The 21,368-nt window shown below is 39.9% G+C and carries 14 protein-coding genes; 4 read left to right on the top strand and 10 right to left on the bottom strand.

Annotated features, from left to right (window positions below; all coding sequences use genetic code 11):
* Positions 1–151: 151 nt before the first annotated feature.
* Positions 152–1,528: a lysine-sensitive aspartokinase 3 gene (gene lysC, locus PSF31_RS20530; protein WP_004261326.1), complete on the top strand. Its 1,377-nt coding sequence runs from the start codon at positions 152–154 to the stop codon at positions 1,526–1,528.
* Positions 1,529–1,589: 61 nt separating this feature from the next.
* Here lysC and PSF31_RS20525 read toward each other — a convergent pair whose 3' ends face one another.
* From PSF31_RS20525 to metH, 3 genes are all read right to left on the bottom strand, one after another.
* Positions 1,590–3,065: a tetratricopeptide repeat protein gene (locus PSF31_RS20525; RefSeq protein ID WP_096865067.1), complete on the bottom strand. Its 1,476-nt coding sequence runs from the start codon at positions 3,063–3,065 to the stop codon at positions 1,590–1,592.
* Positions 3,066–3,229: 164 nt separating this feature from the next.
* On the bottom strand, positions 3,230–3,820 hold the full coding sequence (locus tag PSF31_RS20520) for a hypothetical protein (protein ID WP_004261328.1): 591 nt from the start codon (positions 3,818–3,820) through the stop codon (positions 3,230–3,232).
* A 69-nt stretch (positions 3,821–3,889) separates the two neighbouring features.
* Entirely contained in the window at positions 3,890–7,573 is a 3,684-nt protein-coding gene (gene metH / locus PSF31_RS20515; protein WP_096865068.1) for a methionine synthase, read from the bottom strand.
* 203 nt (positions 7,574–7,776) lie between these two features.
* On the opposite strand from metH, the gene iclR reads away from it, so the two are divergent.
* A complete protein-coding gene (iclR, locus tag PSF31_RS20510) occupies positions 7,777–8,607 on the top strand; it encodes a glyoxylate bypass operon transcriptional repressor IclR (protein ID WP_036958355.1) in 831 nt (276 codons plus the stop codon).
* A gap of 69 nt (positions 8,608–8,676) precedes the next feature.
* Here iclR and PSF31_RS20505 read toward each other — a convergent pair whose 3' ends face one another.
* The 3 genes from PSF31_RS20505 to PSF31_RS20495 form a co-directional block, all read right to left on the bottom strand.
* Complete coding sequence (locus PSF31_RS20505) at positions 8,677–9,564, bottom strand: N-acetylmuramoyl-L-alanine amidase (protein WP_096865069.1); 888 nt, start codon at positions 9,562–9,564, stop codon at positions 8,677–8,679.
* Positions 9,565–10,106: 542 nt separating this feature from the next.
* Positions 10,107–10,364, bottom strand: a complete 258-nt coding sequence (locus PSF31_RS20500; protein WP_036958356.1) for a helix-turn-helix domain-containing protein — start codon at positions 10,362–10,364, stop codon at positions 10,107–10,109.
* Positions 10,365–10,806: 442 nt separating this feature from the next.
* Positions 10,807–11,598, bottom strand: coding sequence for an N-acetylmuramoyl-L-alanine amidase-like domain-containing protein (locus PSF31_RS20495; RefSeq protein ID WP_096865070.1), 792 nt, complete (start codon positions 11,596–11,598; stop codon positions 10,807–10,809).
* A 319-nt stretch (positions 11,599–11,917) separates the two neighbouring features.
* Here PSF31_RS20495 and edd point away from each other — a divergent pair, with 319 nt between their 5' ends.
* On the top strand, positions 11,918–13,762 hold the full coding sequence (gene edd / locus PSF31_RS20490; protein ID WP_420719995.1) for a phosphogluconate dehydratase: 1,845 nt from the start codon (positions 11,918–11,920) through the stop codon (positions 13,760–13,762).
* Positions 13,763–13,789: 27 nt separating this feature from the next.
* A complete protein-coding gene (locus PSF31_RS20485; protein WP_004261341.1) occupies positions 13,790–14,431 on the top strand; it encodes a bifunctional 4-hydroxy-2-oxoglutarate aldolase/2-dehydro-3-deoxy-phosphogluconate aldolase in 642 nt (213 codons plus the stop codon).
* Between the two features lie 89 nt (positions 14,432–14,520).
* Here PSF31_RS20485 and aceK read toward each other — a convergent pair whose 3' ends face one another.
* The 4 genes from aceK to metA form a co-directional block, all read right to left on the bottom strand.
* A complete protein-coding gene (aceK, locus tag PSF31_RS20480) occupies positions 14,521–16,254 on the bottom strand; it encodes a bifunctional isocitrate dehydrogenase kinase/phosphatase (protein WP_096865071.1) in 1,734 nt (577 codons plus the stop codon).
* Positions 16,255–16,372: 118 nt separating this feature from the next.
* Positions 16,373–17,680 carry an isocitrate lyase gene (gene aceA / locus PSF31_RS20475; protein WP_004261346.1) on the bottom strand — a complete coding sequence of 436 codons (1,308 nt, stop codon included), beginning with the start codon at positions 17,678–17,680 and terminating at the stop codon, positions 16,373–16,375.
* A gap of 56 nt (positions 17,681–17,736) precedes the next feature.
* On the bottom strand, positions 17,737–19,335 hold the full coding sequence (gene aceB / locus PSF31_RS20470) for a malate synthase A (RefSeq protein ID WP_096865072.1): 1,599 nt from the start codon (positions 19,333–19,335) through the stop codon (positions 17,737–17,739).
* Between the two features lie 364 nt (positions 19,336–19,699).
* Positions 19,700–20,629 (bottom strand): homoserine O-acetyltransferase MetA, encoded by a 930-nt coding sequence (gene metA, locus PSF31_RS20465; RefSeq protein ID WP_094962873.1) that lies wholly within the window; start codon positions 20,627–20,629, stop codon positions 19,700–19,702.
* Between the last annotated feature and the right edge of the window lie 739 nt (positions 20,630–21,368).

The following is a 21,368-nucleotide window of genomic DNA, read 5'->3' as shown; positions in this document are numbered from 1 at the left end:
TGCAGCTCGAAGTATGACGAGTATATTGAGAAAACCGATAATAAATTACCTATCATTAGAATTACTGATTTACTTCGATTCTTGATTGACGCAATCCTATTTACCCGATAAATCTATATAAAGATTAGGTTTAACCAAAGGGATTGACACCATGAATATCGCAGCGTCTTCAACAGACAATCATCAGTATGTTATCGCCAAATTTGGCGGCACTAGCGTCGCTAACTTTGAAGCGATGAACAACAGCGCCAATATTGTTCTCTCCAACCCAAATGTGCGAGTTGTGGTACTTTCCGCCTCTGCTGGCATTACCAATTTATTAATCGAACTGGCCGAAGGTTGCGATGCTGATAAACGTAATGAACTGCTGAAAAAAGTGAAGGATATTCAATACGCAATTATTGATAACTTACAAACTGCTGATGTTATTCGTGAGGAAATCAATCGATTGCTCGATAATATTGCTCATTTAGCTGATTCGGCTGCTTTAGCCACTTCTGATGCATTAACGGATGAAATGGTGAGCCACGGCGAATTAATGTCAACCTTACTATTTGTTGAAGTACTACGCCAACGTAATGCTAACTCCCAATGGTTTGACGTACGCAAAGTGATGAGAACGAATGACAGCTTTGGCCGTGCTGAACCAGAACTTGCTCAGCTAAAAGCATTGTCAGAACAACAACTCATGCCACGCCTTACTGAGTCGGTTGTCATTACTCAAGGGTTTATTGGTCGTGATGAAAAAGGCCGCACGACCACTCTTGGGCGCGGTGGAAGTGACTACACCGCCGCTTTGTTAGCTGAAGTCCTTAATTTATCACGTGTAGATATTTGGACTGATGTTCCTGGAATTTACACCACTGACCCTCGCGTCGTACCGAGTGCCCAACGCATTGATGAAATTGCTTTCGATGAAGCGGCAGAAATGGCGACCTTTGGCGCAAAAATTTTGCATCCTGCGACACTCCTTCCTGCAGTACGTGCGGGGATCCCAGTTTTTGTCGGTTCAAGTAAAGCCCCCGAAGCCGGCGGCACCATTGTGTGTGATAAAACCACGAATCCACCACAATTTAGGGCATTAGCACTGCGCCGTAAACAAACGCTACTCACCTTGCACAGTCTAAAAATGCTGCACGCACGCGGTTTCTTAGCGGAAATTTTCACCATTTTACTGCGCCACAATATTTCAGTGGATCTAATTACGACTTCAGAGGTCAGTGTCGCCCTAACCTTAGACACAACAGGTTCAACGGGAACTAACGGCAGTTTACTCACCAATGCGCTAATGACAGAACTATCCGCATTATGCCGTGTTGAAGTGGAAGAAGATTTAGCGCTCGTGGCAATCATTGGTAATGAGCTGTCGCAAGTGAATGGCCTCGGGAGACAAATTTTTGGGGCGCTTGAGTCATTCAATATTCGCATGATCAGCTATGGAGCAAGTAGCCACAATATTTGTTTATTGGTACCTGGAAATGATGCTGAAGAGATCGTTCGTACCTTGCACAGTAACTTATTCGAATAGTGTGGAAATTTGATCAAAATACTAGAAGGCGATCATTTCGATCGCCTTCTATATTATACAATTAATCCTCTCTAGCATTTTTGCTGGGTTGCGCAACACTACCAGTGTATTGCAACATTTTTCCCGTCACGCCTTTATTCTGTTTTAAAAGCGCCAAGTTGCTTTTTGCGGTTTCATTACCGAGTTCTACCGCTCGTTCAAACCACATTACTGAACGAAAAATATTTTTCTCACCGCCCTCGCCTCGTGCATACATCACCGCAAGGTTGTTTTGGGCATCGCTATTTTTCTTAAATGCCGCTTTTTCCAGCAATTGTCGTGCTCTGTGTGTGTTTTTCGCCACACCCGTTCCCGTTAAATAAAAGATAGCTAACTGGTTTTGAGCTTCGATGTTATTTTCTTGCGCAATCAGCAACCAACTCAAAATATCATTCACATCAACATTTTTCAGCCCACCAGACACATACAGTTCCGCTAACTTAATTTGAGCCGCTTTACCATCACTGTTGGCAAGTGATATATACCACTCAATAGCCTTTTTGGGGTCTTTTTTAACCCCCCCTAACCCTTTTTCATAGAATTCAGCTACCTTCATTCCAGCTTCTTGGGATTTATTTTGTGCTGCTCGTTCATACCATAGAAAGGCTTCAGAGAGATCTTTACCAACGCCATTACCTTGCTCATAGGCTTTCGCAATCGCCAGTTGGGCCGCAATATTGTTCTGTTGCGCAGCGCGTTTATACCAGTACATCGCTTGGTAGCTATTCTTTTCTATTGCGCTATGACCTTCTTGATAAAAATCACCCATATTCACTTGCGCTGTCGCAGAGCCCATATTGGCGGCTTGACGATATAAATAAATCGCCATTTCGGCGTCCGGCTCTACACCCTCACCATTTTCATACATCACCGCTAAGTTATTCACTGCGGCTGCAATATTATTTCCCGCACTTCTTTCATACCACTCTCGAGCCTTCTGGTAATCAATATCACCACCTAACCCATCATGATAAAACAACCCCATCGCAAACTGTGCGTTGGCATGTTCTTGCTCCGCGGCCTCTGCATACCATGCTTTCGCTTGCTTTAAATTTTGCTCAACCCCAATGCCATGTTCATATAAGTAACCCATCGCATATTGGCAATAAGCATCGCCTTTTTCAGCACCTCGGCGATACCATTGTTCCGCTTGTCGGTATTTTTCCTGATTTTGCAATAACATCCCAAGGTAATAATCTCCATCTGTATTATCTCGGTCAGCTACCTTTTTAAACCAACGATAAGCCTCTTGCTCATTGACGGCTAAAAATTCAGTCCCATCCATATAAGCAAGCCCAACATCCACCATTGCCTCTTCATCTCCGGCATTCGCTAGCTTCAATTTTGCTTTGAATTCATCAGGAATAGGCGCGCTTTTAGGCTGCGCATGTAGCGTATTCGGTTTATCTTTCGTAGAAGGTGCTTCAACGATATTGCCAGCTTGCGCAAGGGAAATACCGCTAACATAGAGAACTAACAGAAAAGAACGTAATTTCATCACCATGACCTATTTATTGGCGTTATGTCATTAACATATCACTCCAATAAAAAATTCATAAGGGATGTTGGCTGAAAAAGTAGAATAACAAAGGAATTATTAAGAAAACGGAGGAGACGCCAGCTTCTTGCTGAAACTTTTGTCTCCGAAATAAGCCGCAGTACTTAGTTAACGCGGTAACCACCGTGTTTACTGGCAAATAAATTAAATTTACCCCACTCAATTAACAGAGCTTCCAATGTGCGGTGGCTAATCTTACACAGTTCAGAGATCTGAGAAACGACAAAGTGGTTTTCACTCACCAGTTCTGGTGAAAACACTTCCGCAATCCATTCACACTCTTTCGTGGTCACCAACCAACCGTCATTGGTCGAAAATTTATGCACGGGTACCATACCGTCTTTCGGGCTTTCTTGAGATAACAGCTTATTTTCATCGATTTGGGCTTGATGAAAAGCCGCGATTTCGTCCTCTGAAGGCACGGGTTCTACTGCTAAATTTTCTTCTAAAAATAGGTAAATTTCTTCTGCTCTTGCAGGTGTTAGCTCGCTTCTTAACCAAATCTGATTAAAACAGTGCTCATCCAGTGAATCATCGGTATCAAGCTTATCCATGATCTGTAAAACACTCATCATAGCGCTCACCGCGTCTTCGCTCATCATGAACGTTTCAGGCGCCGCACTGTTTTGGATCTGATAAGGAAAAACTGCCGAGCGTGGCAGTTCTTCTTCAATAATAAATTCATAGCTCATCATTGGCCCCCTCTAATGTATTACCTATAAGATGGTGCCGAATGCATGAAAAATCAATGTATTGATCTTGTTTTAATCTTCAGGGTCATAAGCTAAGTTTGGCGCTAGCCAACGCTCCAGCTCCGTCACCGACATCCCTTTACGCTTTGCATAATCCTCAATTTGGTCTTTTTGTAGCTGGGCTACCGCAAAATATTTACTTTCAGGATGGCTAAAATACCAGCCTGATACCGAGGCCCCTGGCCACATCGCATAGGAACTGGTGAGTTGCATACCAATTTGCGTTTCCACGTCCAGTAACTGCCAAATTTTTGCCTTTTCTGTATGCTCAGGGCAAGCCGGATACCCCGGTGCAGGGCGGATCCCTTGGTAATTTTCGCGAATAAGTTCTTCATTACTCAAGTTTTCATCGTCTGCATAACCCCAATATTGCATGCGGACTTGTTGGTGTAAATATTCAGCAAATGCCTCCGCTAGCCTATCCGCCAGCGCTTTAACCATAATTTTATTATAGTCATCATGCTGTTGTTCATATGCATCAGCAAGCGCGTCTTCTTCTAAGCCCCCTGTCACTGCGAAAGCCCCAATATAATCGGCTTTACCACTGTCCTTTGGCGCGACAAAGTCAGATAAACAATAGTTTGGAAACTCAGTTTTTAAAGTTTGTTGGCGTAAATTCAGCCCCATGACTTGCACATGATTTCGCGACTCATCGGTATAAATTTCAATATCATCGCCAACCCGGTTTGCAGGGAATAAGCCAAAAATACCTTTTGGCGTTAATAAGTTTTCTTTATCAAGCTTATCTAACATATTATTGGCGTCTTTCAATAGCTTACGCGCTTCAGAACCGACCACTTCATCCTCTAAGATCCGCGGGTATTTACCTGCCAGAGACCACGTCATAAAAAATGGCGTCCAATCAATATAGTTTCTCAGCGTTGAAATAGATGCGGTGACTTCTTGAATACCAAGAAATTTTGGCACAGGTGGTTGGTAATGTTGCCAATCAATATTAACCGCATTAGCGCGTGCCACATCCAGTGCCACAGGCGGTGTTTTTGGCCTTCTACGACCATGTTGCTGACGAACCGTTTCATATTCACGGCGAGTGCGCGCAACAAAATCTGCTTTTTGTGTTGCTGACAATAGCGCTGCGACAACCCCCACAGTTCGAGAGGCATTTTGCACGTAAGTCGTTGGCCCACTATAATTAGGCTCAATTTTCACGGCAGTGTGTGCTTTTGATGTTGTCGCCCCACCAATCAGTAATGGCAAGGTAAACCCTTGTCTTTCCATCTCTTTAGCTACGTGCACCATTTCATCAAGAGATGGCGTGATCAAACCGGATAACCCAATAATATCAACGTTCTCTTCACGTGCTGTTTTTAGAATAGTTTCACACGGAACCATCACGCCTAAATCAATGATTTCATAGTTATTACACTGCAGAACAACCCCAACGATATTTTTGCCTATATCATGAACATCGCCCTTTACCGTCGCGAGTAAGATTTTTCCTGCACTACTACCTGACTGCTTAAGCTCTTGAATATAAGGTTCTAAATAGGCTACGGCCTGTTTCATCACCCGAGCAGATTTCACCACTTGAGGTAAGAACATTTTTCCTTCCCCAAATAGGTCTCCAACCACATTCATACCATTCATCAAGGGGCCTTCAATCACTTCGATTGGGCTGGAAGCACGTTGGCGTGTTTCTTCAGTATCTTCAATGATAAATTCGGTAATGCCTTTCACTAATGCGTATTCAAGACGCTTTTCAACTTCCCAACTACGCCATTCCGCTTGTTGAACTTGCTGCTCTCCAGCCCCTGCTCCACGGTATTTTTCCGCCAGTTCAAGCAAACGTTCTGTACTGTCATCACGGCGATTTAAAATCACATCTTCAACAGCATCTTTTAATTCAGCAGGCAGGTCATCATAGATAGCGAGCTGCCCCGCATTAACGATCCCCATATCCATTCCATTACGAATGGCGTAATACAGGAAAACAGCATGAATTGCTTCACGTACAGGGTCGTTTCCTCTAAATGAAAAGGAGACGTTGGAAACCCCGCCAGAAATCATCGCATGAGGTAACTGAGCCTTAATGTCCTTACAGACTTCAATAAAATCAACGGCATAGTTATTATGTTCTTCGATTCCTGTGGCTACGGCAAAAATATTTGGGTCAAAAATAATGTCTTCAGGAGGGAAGCCCACCTCTTCGGTAAGGATCTGATAAGCACGGCGACAAATTTCAATTTTCCGCTCACGTGTATCTGCTTGACCAACTTCATCAAATGCCATGACGACCACCGCAGCACCATATTTGCGCAATAATTTAGCATGCTCAATAAATGCCTCAACCCCCTCTTTCATTGAGATTGAATTGACGATCCCTTTACCTTGTATGCACTTAAGCCCCGCCTCGATCACCTCCCATTTTGAGGAGTCAATCATAATTGGCACGCGAGCAATATCAGGCTCACCAGCAATCAGATTCAAGAAACGCACCATCGCCGCATGGGAGTCCAACATCCCTTCATCCATATTGATGTCGATGATTTGCGCACCATTTTCAACTTGCTGACGTGCCACATCTAAGGCTTCTTGGTAATTTTCTTCTTTAATCAGCCGCTTAAATTTTGCGGATCCCGTCACATTGGTTCTTTCCCCAACATTAACAAATAACGATTTTTCGCCAATATTTAACGGTTCTAAACCCGATAAACGGCATTCAACAGGTAGTGACGGTAATTGACGTGGTGTGATGCCTTTTACGGCTTCTGCCATTTTTTTGATATGTAATGGCGTCGTTCCACAACACCCACCAACAATATTTAAGAACCCTGCGGTTGCCCATTCATGAATTTGTTCAGCCATATTTTGCGCATCAAGATCATATTCACCAAACGCATTCGGCAGCCCTGCATTAGGGTGCGCACTGACATAACATTCCGCAATCCTCGATAATTCAGCAATATACTGGCGCAGCTCATCCGGGCCTAATGCACAGTTCAAGCCAAATGATATCGGCTGCGCATGGCGCAATGAGTTATAAAATGCTTCTGTTGTTTGCCCTGATAATGTCCGGCCAGAAGCATCCGTGATCGTACCTGAGATCATAATAGGTAGAGAAACACCCAAAGCTTCCAGTTCAGTTTCTACCGCAAAGATCGCGGCTTTCGCATTCAATGTGTCAAAAATGGTTTCGATCATGATCAGATCTACCCCACCTTTTACTAAAGATCGGGTAGATTCACGGTAGGCTTCAACGAGTTGATCAAAGGTGATATTGCGATAAGCAGGATCATTAACATCAGGAGAAATAGAAGCAGTGCGGTTTGTCGGGCCTAAAACTCCGGCAACATAACGCGGCTGGTCAGGGGTTTTACGTGTCCACTCATCAGCACATTCACGGGCAAGGCGTGCAGCAACCTCGTTAATTTCAGCGGAAAGTGATTCCATTTTATAATCAGCCATCGCAATGGATGTTGAGTTAAAAGTATTGGTTTCAACAATATCCGCGCCCGCTTCAAAGTATTGAGAATGGATATCTCGAATAATATCTGGCTGAGTTAAGACTAATAGATCATTATTTCCCTTTAAATCACTCGGCCAATCCGCAAATCGTTCTCCGCGAAACTGGGCTTCCGACAACTTATGTTGTTGGATCATTGTTCCCATTGCACCATCTAATACCAATATACGTTTTTTTAATTCTTGTTCTAATTGATTAACTTTTGCGGACACTGCACTGCCCTCCTAAAATGGAACACTGAGAAATAAGTCAAATTTTTACCTTTAACATCCTATCACAACTTCTCGCGTGAAAATTCGCTGTTATGATGAGAGTTTTTCAAGGTTGCACAAGAGCACACTTTTCACTGATCCGATGAGTATTTTCAAGTGAAATAGTTCATAATAGAAGCTAAATGACAGTCAGGAGAGACTTAATGGCAACGGCACCAATTACTAAGAAACTTAAAAAAGCAAAAGGGCCGGCGAGTGGCGCAGCTGCAGCAGGACAAGTTCAATCATTAAGTCGTGGATTAACACTATTGGAATATATTTCCGAATCGACAGGGGGAATTGCCCTCACTGACCTTGCGATGCAAGCAGGCTTACCTAACTCAACAACACATCGCCTTTTAATGACTTTAGAACAACATGGTTTTGTTCGCCAAACTGGTGATTTAGGCCTATGGGTTATTGCTTCTCATGCTTTTATCATTGGTAGCAGCTTTTTAGAGAGTCGTAATTTGTTAGCCCTCGTCCACCCAATACTACGTCGCTTAATGGATGAATCGGGGGAAACTGTCAACTTAGCTATCCTAGACCATACAGAGTACGATGCCGTCATTGTTGACCAAGTACAATGCAATGCGCTAATGAGAATGTCAGCACCAATCGGTGGAAAACTGCCATTACACGCCTCGGGGGCAGGCAAAGCATTCATTGCTAACTTACCAGAAGATAAACTAGTCCCACTTTTAAGCCGTAAAGGTTTACATGCTTATACGCCTTATACATTAACTAACCCATCAGCTTTAAAAGAGAATTTACAACAGGCTAAAAAGCAAGGTTTTTCTTATGATGACGAAGAGCATGCATTAGGGTTACGCTGTATTGGGGCTTGTATTTATGATGAACACAAAGAAGCTTTCGCAGCCATTTCTATTTCAGGCCCATTATCACGTATCACCGATGACCGTATTACTGAATTAGGCGCTATGGTTATCAAAGCCGCAAAAGAAATAAGCCATGAATATGGCGCAAACCGCTAGCTAAACAGTGAAAGTGAAATACAAAGCAACCTGTATTTCACTTAACCTTACAAAGCTTTTTACTGCCCTCTAATCACCTTGCTGATTTGTTGAAATAGTAGGCAACTTCAGAGTCTTTTCAAATAACTTAAATTTTTGCATATCACGATACTTTTCAATGAGTGACAACGCGATAGCCTCTGTTTCAGCGTCCGCTTGTCCTTCAATATCTCGCGGTCGGAAATGCAATTGGAAAGCACGCAATGTTTTTTTAGTCTGTGGATCTAACTTACCTGATAGCGGGATTGTTGAATATCCATAAAAATTAAGCGCTTTTTGAATGCGTAACACGCTTGCGGGTTCATTGGCATTACGCCCCGCCAGAAATTTAGTGACTGTTTTTGGGTCAGGCCAAGCCCCTATACCATGTTGAGCAAGACGTTGCCATGGAAATGCCTTGCCTGGGTCTTGCTTGCGCAATGGTGCGATATCACTGTGACCAATAATATTTTCTGGGGGAATACTATAGCGCTGCATAATATCTTGGATGAGAGGTATCAATGCCACAATTTGCGCTTCATTGTAAGGATCCCACTGTTGCTTTCCTTTAACATCCTTTTGTACCCCTGCATTAACGATTTCAATTCCAATAGAAATATCATTCAAACCATTATGCTGTAGCCAATAACTTTCACCTGCATGCCATGCTTTTAATGATTCGGGAACGAGTTGTAATACAACAGGCTGGCCATTTTTAGTTTCAGGTACACTCGGTATGAGGAAATGGGAGCTCACTTTGCCTTGCGTTAGTGTGGCTATGGAACGCGCATCATCAGAAACGGTGTAGTGAATAATGACATATTGAATGCGCTGACTATTATTTTTTGATGGGTAACGGTTATCGAGATAGTAACCTTTGTTCGAGGCAGAACAGCCTAATAGTAAAAAAGCAAACAATATCCCTATATATTTGAACATCAAACCATAGCCTTACTCTATTATTCATTAAGCTTTATTTAAGCATTGTGTCGTCTGCAATACTATCAATTTTCATGCACCAACAACATCACAATGCTTATTCTTTTTAGAAAAACAGATAATAGAAAATGAAATAAATGTTTAAATACATCATGTTAAAACCTTTTTAGCTCATATTAGAAACAAAAAAGGTTTTCTTATTAACGAAAAACATCCCCTTCTATTAAATGGTAGGGAACATTGGAAAAAGTAGAGAGAGAAGCACCAGAAAAAATTATAATTATGATCACTAATAAGCTCCCCCTCCTTAAAATAGAGACATATTGAATTGATTATTCTTATTTCTAGAATTTAATTTTTAATTTTAAGTAGTTACCATAGACATATTTTTTTCGAGTACTATGACTATGCAAAATTAATCGTCTAATTCTCTATAACGTATAAGTTATAACCTATTTTTTATACTAGGAATTTTTAAATGAGTAAATTATTCATAAAATGTTATAAAAATAAAATAAAAAAATATCTTACTTAGGTTATCGCTAACTCATTTTTTCATACTCAACCTGCTTAGCAATGATTTTAGTAATCTCATTAATATCAATATCTAAAAAAATTACAATTTCAATTAGTTTATCTAAACTCAACTTATTAATACCTAACTCATATCGTGATACTTGCTGTTGGCTCAAATGAATAATCGAACCCAGCTCATTTCCTGATAACCCTTTACTCACTCTAGCCTTACGTAAATGATTACCTAGTAATGCATAAATATTTTTCTTTTTAGCTATATGCATAACCATCTCCTAAATGTAAATAAGAAAAATAATTTAGCTAGTATTATTCATTATAAAATTAATCATAACTATTTAAAATAGTTATGAGCAATCAAAGATAACAAGATTGATAGACAAACATCATTTTTATATACAAAAAAAATGAGGAAAATAATATATGTAAAGTAATCCATTGCTTTATAAAAGTTTTTTTATTTTTATAATTAAATTACATTTCTATATGTTTTTTTTGATCAAATCGATAATTTAATATACTTTTACATTTTAAATGTTACTAGAAATAATTAGTAACCAATCAAAATAATTATCTGTTTTTTATTATTAAATAATTTTCACTCTATATGTTAAATTTTTACATACGCAAAAATTGTGTTTTCCCTTTTTTATATCAAAAAACAGATTAATAATTTATCTTATTATTATAATATTCTCTATAGTCAGGCTAATAATCTGATTTCGGCCTAAAAACAACAATCCCGGCCTTCCCTTTTAAGTAATCGTTCAGTTCGATATCAATAACCTGAAGATTTCTACGTAGTGAAGAGGCATTTCTAAATATTGTTTTATTACCTCTACGTATTACAACACCCACATGACTTACATCTAACCCATTATCCTTTGAATAAACGCCGATGTAATCCCCTACATTTAATCTCAATACTAAATCATCATCCACATATTTGACTGGGATATAGTTTATCAACCTACCTTTAACAGGCAAGCCCGATATATATCGCTGATTATAATTTTTCAAATTAAGTTGTTTTTTTACCTGAATAGCGTGTGGGCTTATTTCACTAGTAATATCTACCACAATCGCCTCAGGTTCTTGCGCCCAATCAGAGAAAAAATGCCGCCGATGTTTAAATGTAATATTTTGGTTGATATAACGAATATTGATTAAATTTGAAACAAATTGCTCGTAATTGTTAGAACGCTTAAAAGCCTCGATGTACTCTATGAATGTCATACAGTCCATCTCTTTCAAATTAATCACCAATTCTTCAGGTGATAGCGGACTCATATTCAAAGTTTGTTTATTGTAAGGTGTAGTTAAAAAATATCGGGTCAATACATCAATTTTTTCTGCTTGTGACGCATTCTGTAACTGCATTGCCGTTTGTTCATTAAAAACTTCAGTTAAAATTTTATATGACCCCGAAGCTAAGATAACCTCAGCCCTAACAAAATTTGCCAATAACAATATAAATGCAGCTATAACTAGCCTTAACATCCTGCCGCTCTTCTCATGAATACAACCTAACCTTCGACAATCATCTAATTGAATTTTGATGATAAAATCATCAACTAAGCCACTATAGCATGCTTATTTGTCTATTTCCTACCCTGTCCACACCATAATATAAATTTGATTCAGATCACAGATAGCTTCGAATGTTCATTTTCTATATTGCAACTCCTCCGCTTTCATTGAACAATGTTACCGGTAACATTGATGCTATAGTTCACAAGTAAATAACGATAGGCACAACCCGAATTGACTTGCAGTTTGATTCATCTTTTTACTGCACTATGGAGCAATTATCATGAGCATGACCACCTCTAAAGAGACAAATCCTTCAGTGATCAATAAAGAACTTGATCGCATCACTCAACGTATCATTTCTCGTTCACTGAAAACTCGAGCTGCTTATCTCAAAAAAATAGAGCAGGCTCGTTGTATGACCGTCCATCGAGCATCACTCGCTTGCGGTAACCTTGCCCATGGCTTTGCAGCATGCCAAAGCGAAGAAAAACAAATTCTTAAAAGCATGACTCGCTCTGATATTGCAATCATCAATTCCTACAATGATATGCTTTCTGCTCATCGTCCCTACGACAAGTACCCTGAACAACTCAAAAAAGCATTATTAGAAGCTAGCTCAATTGGCCAAGTCGCTGCGGGTGTCCCAGCAATGTGTGATGGCGTAACCCAAGGGCAAGATGGGATGGAACTATCGATGCTAAGTCGAGATGTCATTGCCATGTCAACTGCCATTGGCCTATCCCATAATATGTTTGATGGTGCGCTCTATTTAGGTATTTGCGACAAAATTGTTCCAGGCTTAATGCTTGGCGCACTTTCATTTGGTCACCTTCCTGCAATATTTGTCCCAGCAGGTCCAATGGCAACAGGCTTACCAAATAAAGAAAAGGTTCGTATTCGCCAGCTGTATGCTGAAGGCAAAGTTGATCGACTCGCTTTATTAGAAGCCGAAGCCGCCTCTTACCATGGGATCGGCACCTGTACTTTTTACGGTACTGCCAACTCGAATCAAATGATGATGGAGGTCATGGGGTTACATCTACCCGGTGCGTCATTTGTACCACCTGACTCTCCACTACGGGATGCATTAACAGAGGCTGCCGCACGACAAATTACGCGTTTAACTGAACAATCGGGCCAGTACTTACCTATCGGTCAACTGGTTAACGAAAAAGTTATTGTCAACGGTATCGTCGCATTGCTCGCGACGGGAGGCTCAACTAACTTAACCATGCATCTTGTTGCTATAGCAAGAGCCGCAGGGATCATTATCAATTGGGATGATTTTTCCGATATTTCAGCTATTGTTCCACTTATTTGCCGTATCTATCCTAATGGCCAAGCGGATATCAACCAATTCCAAGCCGCAGGTGGCGTAGCTTTGCTTATCCACCAGCTATTACAAAAAGGTTTATTATATAACGATGTCCATACCGTAGCAGGATTCGGGCTGGAACGTTATACCATGGAACCTTGGCTAAATAATGGCCAACTTGAATGGCGAGAAGGCCCTAAATCCTCGTTTAATCCTGATGTTATCGCTGAAATAGAACACCCATTCTCACCTCATGGGGGCACAAAATTACTTTCTGGTAACTTAGGGCGTGCCGTGATGAAAACATCAGCAGTTCCTGAAGAAAATCAAGTTATTGAAGCTCCAGCAGTCGTATTTAACAACCAAAATGAGATTGCATCACACTTTGAAGCAGGTGAGCTTAATAAAGATTGTATTATTGTTGTCCGCTTCCAAGGGCCATCCGCGAATGGCATGCCTGAACTTCATAAACTCATGCCTCCTCTTGGTGTACTTATGGATAAAGGCTACAAAGTCGCGTTAGTTACTGATGGCCGCTTATCCGGAGCATCCGGTAAAGTACCATCTGCAATTCATGTCACCCCTGAAGCTTATAATGGTGGGTTGTTAGCAAAAGTAAAAAATGGCGATATCATTAGGGTAAATGCATTGACTGGAGAATTACAATTACTAGTTGATGAAGAAGAACTCAATAAACGCCAACCCTTCGAGGCTGATTTAACTGCTGAGCGTAGTGGTTGTGGAAGGGAGCTTTTCGGTGCATTAAGAAGACATTTATCAGGTGCCGAAGAAGGTGCTTGTAGTATTGATTTTTAATCTATTTTCATTGAATAGGAATAGAAAATGAATAATTGGAAAATGACCGCTGAAAGCGTATTAAAACAAGGCCCTGTCGTCCCTGTTATTGTTATCAAAAAATTAGAACAAGCGGTTCCTCTTGCAAAAGCATTAGTCAAAGGTGGCATTAGAGTGTTAGAAGTCACTTTACGTACGGAGTGTGCTATCGATGCTATTCGCCTCATTGCAAAAGAAGTACCTGAGGCTATTATTGGCGCAGGTACTGTTATTAATGCAAAACAACTCGCTGAAGTTACTGAAGCTGGAGCACAATTCGCAATTAGTCCCGGTTTGACAGATGAATTACTCAATGCAGCAACCAAAGGAGATATTCCTTTAATCCCTGGAATTTCAACTGTTTCTGAACTTATGCTTGGTATGCAATATGGCCTGAAAGAGTTCAAATTTTTCCCAGCGGAAGCCAATGGTGGCGTTAAGGCGCTAAAAGCCATTGCGGGCCCTTTCTCACAAGTCAAATTTTGCCCAACCGGTGGAATATCGCTAGATAATTACCTTAACTATTTAGAATTAGATAGTGTTCTGTGTATTGGTGGCTCTTGGTTAGTGCCTGAAGAGGCTTTGAATTCAGGCAATTATGAAAAAATTACCCAACTTGCTCAAGAAGCTGTGCAAGGCGCAAAAAAATAGCATTCCCGAAAAACGACTCAATGCTTGCTGAGTCGTTTTTAATTGCCTTTAATTAATACGCGACTATTCCCATTAGTTGCGTATTATAGTTATGCAACCTCACTGAATTTATGGCAAAAACGTAATTCCTCACGATAGGCATAAACATCTTCTACGTGCCCCGCCAAAATTCTATTTTGTAACTTTTGCCAATAATCTGCGGAAAATAAATCTGCATGATATTGTTGCAAGTAATGACGAATTTTCTCATTTTGGCAAATAAAAGAAGCAAACTCTTCAGGGAAAACATCTTGCTCACCAATGCTATACCATGGCTCACTAGATAATTCTTGCTCAGGGTATAATGGCTCAGGAATTTTACGAAAATTCACCTCTGTCATATAACAGATTTCATCATAATCATAAAAAACAACACGGCCATGCCGCGTTACTCCAAAATTTTTAAACAACATATCTCCGGGGAAAATATTCGCAGCCGCTAACTGTTTAATCGCCCAGCCATATTCATTTAATGCATTATGTAATTGCGCGTCAGTGGCATTATCCATATAAATATTCAATGGGATCATCTTTCTTTCCATGTACAAATGACGAATCAATATGTTATCGCCTAAATCTTCAATTTGAGATGGAACCTCTTTCAATAATTCCACCATTAACTCATCGCTGATGGAAGACTTACTAATCACAAAATTTTCAAACTCTTGGGTGTCAGCCATACGGCCAACTCTATCGTGCTCTTTAACCAAACGATAGCATTCTAAAACTCGTTCTCGTGTTACTTGCTTTTGTGGCGCAAATTGATCCTTAATAATTTTAAAAACACGATCGAAAGAAGGGGACGTAAAGACCAACATCACCATTCCTTTAACACCTGGTGCAACGGTAAATTGCTCTCGTGAAAAATTAATATAGGCGAGATATTCTCTGTAATACTCTGTTTTTCCATGCTTTTGACAACCAATTGCCATATATAATTCAGCAATTGACTTACTGGGTAAGATCTCCCTCAACCAAAAAACCAGTGCTGCTGGAAAAGGGGCATACACCATAAAATAGGACCGAGCAAAACCAAATACAATACTGGCTTCATCAAACTCAGTTAAACACGCATCAATATAAATGCGCTGACAATCATCATGGTGAATAGGAAGTAAGAATGGGTGAACCTCATCATTAATATAAATTTTACCAACTAGCCAAGCTGCCTTATTACGGTAAAATAACTCATTTGCAATATGAAAACTGACTTTTTGGGTTTCAATATCAGGAAATTTTGTTTTCAATACATTGATAATACAATGAATATCTAAATCCAAATTACGCCACTTTAGCCTTAGTGGTAACCCACTTAATATTGTGAACAATACCCCCTCTAAATTATTATTAACAAAGTATTCTCGAGCTAGTGGCCTAGGAGAAATAGAAAAACGCCTTGCAGGCTGGGATGTAAAAATAAATAAGTTATCTTGTGTAAGCTCCCGATGCTGAAATAACCGGCAGTAAACTGAATTAAAGAAGCTTTCTGCTATTTCAAACCTTGGATAATCTGGTAATAAGGTTTTATAAACATTTTTTATTTGAGCCAGTTTATCGGGTGTTAAAGATTGAACTAGCCCCATAAACTGTAGCTGAGCGACAACTAAACCAACATGGTGATCATACAGCTGAATTCTTCTTTTCATCGCATGCTGAATTGCATGCCAATCTGCCTGCTCAAACCTTTCTTGTGCACCTGAGGTTATCTCAAGGAAACGACCATATTGAGCATCAAAACCCTGTAAAATGGTCTGAGCTATTATCTGTTCTGTCGTCAATATCATAACCACTCCTATAAGAATACAGACTTATTTTGAATAAAAAACAGGCACTAAACGTGCCTGAAAAATTAACAGATACAGCTAACCAACAGAAACACCGATTGAAAGGGAAATAATCTGACTAGAATTGCTCTTCTTCAGTCGAGCCAGTTAATGCTGTCACTGATGAAGTGCCACCTTGAATAACTGTTGTCACTTTATCAAAATAGCCTGTTCCTACCTCCTGTTGATGCGAAGAGAAGGTATAACCTTTATTAATTGCAGCAAACTCACACTCTTGGACTTTTTCAACATAATGCTTCATGCCTTCACCTTGTGCATAGGAATGAGCTAAGTCAAACATGTTGAACCACATACTGTGAATACCTGCTAACGTAATGAATTGGAAGCGGTACCCCATTGCTGAAAGCTCATCTTGGAATCGTGCGATCGTGCTGTCATCTAAATTCTTTTTCCAATTAAATGAAGGAGAGCAATTATAAGCTAATAATTTACCAGGGAATTTAGCATGAATAGCTTCAGCAAACTGTCTTGCAGCTTCAAGGTCAGGTTTTGACGTTTCACACCAAACAAGGTCTGCGTAAGGTGCATAAGCTAACCCACGACTAATTGCTTGCTCTATTCCTGCTTTGGTTCGGAAAAAACCTTCAGAAGTGCGTTCCCCAGTAACAAATGCCGCATCATAGGCATCACAGTCCGATGTTAGAAGATCTGCTGCATCAGCATCGGTTCTAGCAACTAAAATAGTTGGCACACCTGAAACATCCGCCGCTAAACGAGCAGCAACCAGTTTTTGAATCGCCTCTTGGGTAGGCACAAGAACTTTCCCCCCCATATGGCCACATTTTTTAACCGCGGCTAATTGGTCTTCAAAATGAACCGCAGCTGCTCCAGCTTCTATCATATTTTTCATGAGTTCGAAGGCATTTAATACGCCACCAAAACCCGCTTCCGCATCCGCGATAATAGGTAAAAAATAATCAATATACTCTTTATTGTCAGGGCCAATACCATTCGCCCACTGAATTTGATCTGCCCGACGGAATGTATTATTAATTTTCTTAACTACCGATGGTACTGAATCGACAGGGTAAAGTGATTGGTCCGGGTACATACTCGATGATGTATTTGCGTCCGCAGCTACCTGCCAACCTGATAAATAAATAGCTTCAATACCGGCTTTCGCTTGTTGTAGCGCTTGCCCACCCGTTAAGGCTCCCAGTGCATTTACATAACCTTTCTTTGAACCGCCATGTAGTTGATCCCAAAAGCGTTCTGCACCTTTGCGTGCTAAAGAGTGTTCGATATGCACAGAACCACGCAATTTCACCACTTCTTCCGCTGTATATGGGCGAGTAATACCTTTCCAACGTGGTTGTTTCCATTCATTTTCTAATTGGGCAATTTGTTCTAAGCGCGATGTTGTCATGATCCACTTCCTTTATAAGAATATGTAGGGTTTATCGAATTTTTTATTCACGATAATTAATCTAATAATTGGTATCCAGGGATAGTTAAGAATTCTATAAGCTCATCCTGTGTAGTAATCCGCCTCATCAGTTCTGCAGCCTCACGGAAACGGCCACTTTGAAAACGCTTATCACCAAGTTCTTTTTGGATAACCTGTAACTCTTCATCTAACATTTCTTCAAATAATGCCTTAGTAACTTTTTCACCGGTGGACAAGGTTTTACCGTGGCGGATCCACTGCCAAATTGAAGTGCGTGAAATTTCTGCTGTCGCAGCATCCTCCATCAAACCATAGATAGGTACACAACCATTCCCTGAAATCCATGCTTCAATATATTGCACAGCAACGCGAATATTAGCCCGCATCCCCGCTTCAGTTCGCTCACCGGCACAAGGTTCTAATAACTGGTCAGCTGTAATTTCTTCATCGAAATCACGAGATACATGTAACTGGTTTTGGCGCTCACCAAGTACTTGATTAAACACGTTCATAACGGTATCCGCTAAACCTGGGTGCGCAATCCAAGAGCCATCATGGCCATTTCTCGCTTCTAGTTCTTTGTCTGCTTTTACTTTCGCTAGAATAGTTTCATTTTCTTGGGGGTCCTTGCTCGGTATAAAAGCAGACATTCCCCCCATCGCAAATGCTCCACGGCGATGGCACGTTTTAATTAATAAGCGCGAATAGGCACTTAAAAATGATTGTGTCATTGTGACAACTTGGCGGTCTGGCAATACTCGGTCAACATGCTCTTTCAATGTTTTGATATAACTAAATATGTAGTCCCAACGCCCACAATTCAGCCCCACAATGTGGTGACGCATGTGATATAAGATTTCATCCATTTGGAATACAGCAGGTAATGTTTCGATCAGTACAGTTGCTTTGATCGTGCCCCGAGGTATACCCACGGAGTCTTCAGCCAGACTAAAAACATCGCTCCACCATTTTGCTTCCTGCCAAGACTCAAGTTTTGGGATATAAAAATAAGGACCACTCCCTTTTTCTAATAACACTTGATAGTTATTAAAAAAGTAAATAGCGAAATCAAACAGGCCTCCGGGAATAGGCTTACTTCCTGATAAAACATGTTTTTCATCTAAATGAAGACCACGAACACGAGCAATCAAAACTGCTGGATTTGATTTTAATTGGTAAACCTTTCCATTTTCGTTGGTATAAGAAATATCACCGCGGATCGCATCCCTTAAATTGATTTGGCCATCGATCAATTTTTCCCATGAAGGTGAAAGGGAATCTTCAAAATCTGCCATAAATACTTTTACATTGGCATTTAAAGCATTAATAACCATTTTACGCTCAACCGGCCCCGTAATTTCGACACGGCGATCTTGTAAATCTTCAGGGATACTTTGAATTTTCCAATCTGATTTTTTTATGGAATCAAATTCTGAAATAAAGTTAGGTAAAGAGCCAGCATCTATCTTTTGCTGTCTGACCTCTCTATCTTTTAATAATTTTTCTCGGCGAGGAAGAAACTCTTCAACTAGTTTAGAAAGAAATGCAATAGAATCAATATGTAACACTTGTCTTTCAAACTGTTCAATATTCTTTGTGAATGTTAATTCCGATATAGATAATTGCTGCTCCATCGACCAAACCCTCATTCATCGTTGACTATGAAATAAGCATAAGATCAAATCAGAAATAAATCAAAAACGATTTCCATTTTAATTAAAAAGTAAGATATCTTATTGATAATAATGAATTTTAAATAAGTTTCCAAATTGATTAACCATTCCTTTAACCAGTCAAAAATGTTAAATAGTCGTTAAATCAACTAATTATAGAAAACTGTATTTTTAAAATTTTTCTTTGAAAACAAAAAAAGCAGCTAATAAATAGCTGCTTTCAGACTAACTGTGGTACCACTTTTACTATATAAGCCTAACTTTAACTGGTATAACCAGTAAAAATACTTATCTTATTATAATTTTTAAATTTATATTTCTTTTTTTAATCTAACGTTGGTTCCATATTAGTAAGATCAAAAGGTGTGATCTGATACACATAATAATTCAACCAATTTGAGAACAACAAGTGCCCATGACTACGCCAACTCACGAGTGGAGGGTTGCTGGGATCATCATTTTTAAAATAATTGCATGGGATCTGAGGAGAAATTCCAGCATCTAGATCACGCCAATATTCTTGTGCAAGGGTGTCCCCATCATATTCGGGATGGCCTGTCACAAATGCTAAGCGTTTATCTTTTGACCCAAATAAATAAGCACCAGCCTCCTGTGAACTTGCTAAAATCTCTAGATCAGTGTGCTGGCGAATAAGGTCTTCCGGAAAATCAGCGTAGCGAGAGTGAGGTGCATAAAATGATCCATCAAACCCTCTAGTGAGTAAAGCATACGGCTCTAACGTATCATGCTGATAAATACCAGATAGTTTTTCTTCTCTAGTCCATTTTGGTAAGTCATACAAGACCTTTAAAGCCGCTTGTACAGCCCAACAAACGAAAAGGGTTGATGTCACATGTTGTTTCGCCCAAGCTATCACCCTTTCTATTTGTTGCCAGTATAATACGTCATTAAACTCAACCAGACCTAACGGAGCTCCCGTTACAATTAAGCCATCAAAGTTTTGATCCTGTATATCCTCAAAATCACAATAAAAGGTATTTAAGTGCTCCGTTGGGGTATTCTTTGATTCTCGCTGGTCAATTCGTAATAGTTGAATATCAACCTGTAATGGTGTGTTCGACAGCAAACGCAGAAACTGGTTTTCAGTTTCTATCTTTTTCGGCATCAAATTGAGTATTAATACTTTCAAGGGACGGATCTCTTGATGACTTGCTCTTGTTGTTGTCATAACAAAAACATTTTCTTCTCTCAAGAAATTAACTGCCGGTAGTTCATCTGGTAAACGAATAGGCATCATTCATCCCCCCTTTTATCTGTTTATACGTTTAGACTTCTAGAATGCTAAATAATCTAACTAATGTTATCCGTCTTGTCGAGCCTTTCAAGGTTAAATGAAATAATTTCAAGCACTGTAACTTATAGTTTATTTCTAATAATTATATACAGCTATTAACCTTCTTATCTTCAATATATTGTATTAGTGATTACTACTTTTATTTGCCATAAGCTATTAGTAATTATTCTGTGAATAATATCTAAGATACTGTTATTTGATTGGGCTCTTATTCTAGTTGCTATACTGGCTTCCAAATTATGATGACGATTTAAATTCAATTAAAATATTAAACCGAAGTTGTTACTCACTACTTTGCATTCACAATATCCATTCAGCACACCAATACAACCGCTCCCCCTCCATTGCTTCTCCTAACCCCTGTTATCCCACCATCGCCAACAGCCACCGCCCTTTCAACAAGTGAGTTGTTACTTACTACTTTATGTTTATTAATCGCATCCATCATTTAAATACAAGGAATTGAGTTTTTCCTCCTACCCACCTCGTCCCGGTCAAAAGAGAGGTGAGTTGTTACTGACTTCTTTGATTCAAGGGATGTCATTCATCACCGTGATGGGAAACACCCAACCCACAATATTTATTTGATTTTATTAAAATTCCGCTACCCTAAATAATCTGTGAGCTGTTACTCACTACTTTGCATCACACACTCTCATTAATGATGGTGATAGATAGA

Source organism: Providencia sp. PROV156, assembly GCF_028480905.1.
Taxonomy (GTDB): Bacteria; Pseudomonadota; Gammaproteobacteria; order Enterobacterales; family Enterobacteriaceae; genus Providencia; species Providencia hangzhouensis.
This window is presented reverse-complemented; position numbering and strand designations above follow the sequence as displayed.

Bases quoted from the DNA above. Each gene is read 5' to 3' on its own strand.
- lysC (WP_004261326.1), top strand. From the start codon at position 152: ATGAATATCGCAGCGTCTTCAACAGACAATCATCAGTATGTTATCGCC.
- PSF31_RS20525 (WP_096865067.1), bottom strand. From the start codon at position 3,065: ATGAAATTACGTTCTTTTCTGTTAGTTCTCTATGTTAGCGGTATTTCC.
- PSF31_RS20520 (WP_004261328.1), bottom strand. From the start codon at position 3,820: ATGATGAGCTATGAATTTATTATTGAAGAAGAACTGCCACGCTCGGCA.
- iclR (WP_036958355.1), top strand. From the start codon at position 7,777: ATGGCAACGGCACCAATTACTAAGAAACTTAAAAAAGCAAAAGGGCCG.
- PSF31_RS20505 (WP_096865069.1), bottom strand. From the start codon at position 9,564: ATGTTCAAATATATAGGGATATTGTTTGCTTTTTTACTATTAGGCTGT.
- PSF31_RS20500 (WP_036958356.1), bottom strand. From the start codon at position 10,364: ATGCATATAGCTAAAAAGAAAAATATTTATGCATTACTAGGTAATCAT.
- PSF31_RS20495 (WP_096865070.1), bottom strand. From the start codon at position 11,598: ATGTTAAGGCTAGTTATAGCTGCATTTATATTGTTATTGGCAAATTTT.
- edd (WP_420719995.1), top strand. From the start codon at position 11,918: ATGACCACCTCTAAAGAGACAAATCCTTCAGTGATCAATAAAGAACTT.
- PSF31_RS20485 (WP_004261341.1), top strand. From the start codon at position 13,790: ATGAATAATTGGAAAATGACCGCTGAAAGCGTATTAAAACAAGGCCCT.
- aceK (WP_096865071.1), bottom strand. From the start codon at position 16,254: ATGATATTGACGACAGAACAGATAATAGCTCAGACCATTTTACAGGGT.
- aceA (WP_004261346.1), bottom strand. From the start codon at position 17,680: ATGACAACATCGCGCTTAGAACAAATTGCCCAATTAGAAAATGAATGG.
- aceB (WP_096865072.1), bottom strand. From the start codon at position 19,335: ATGGAGCAGCAATTATCTATATCGGAATTAACATTCACAAAGAATATT.
- metA (WP_094962873.1), bottom strand. From the start codon at position 20,629: ATGCCTATTCGTTTACCAGATGAACTACCGGCAGTTAATTTCTTGAGA.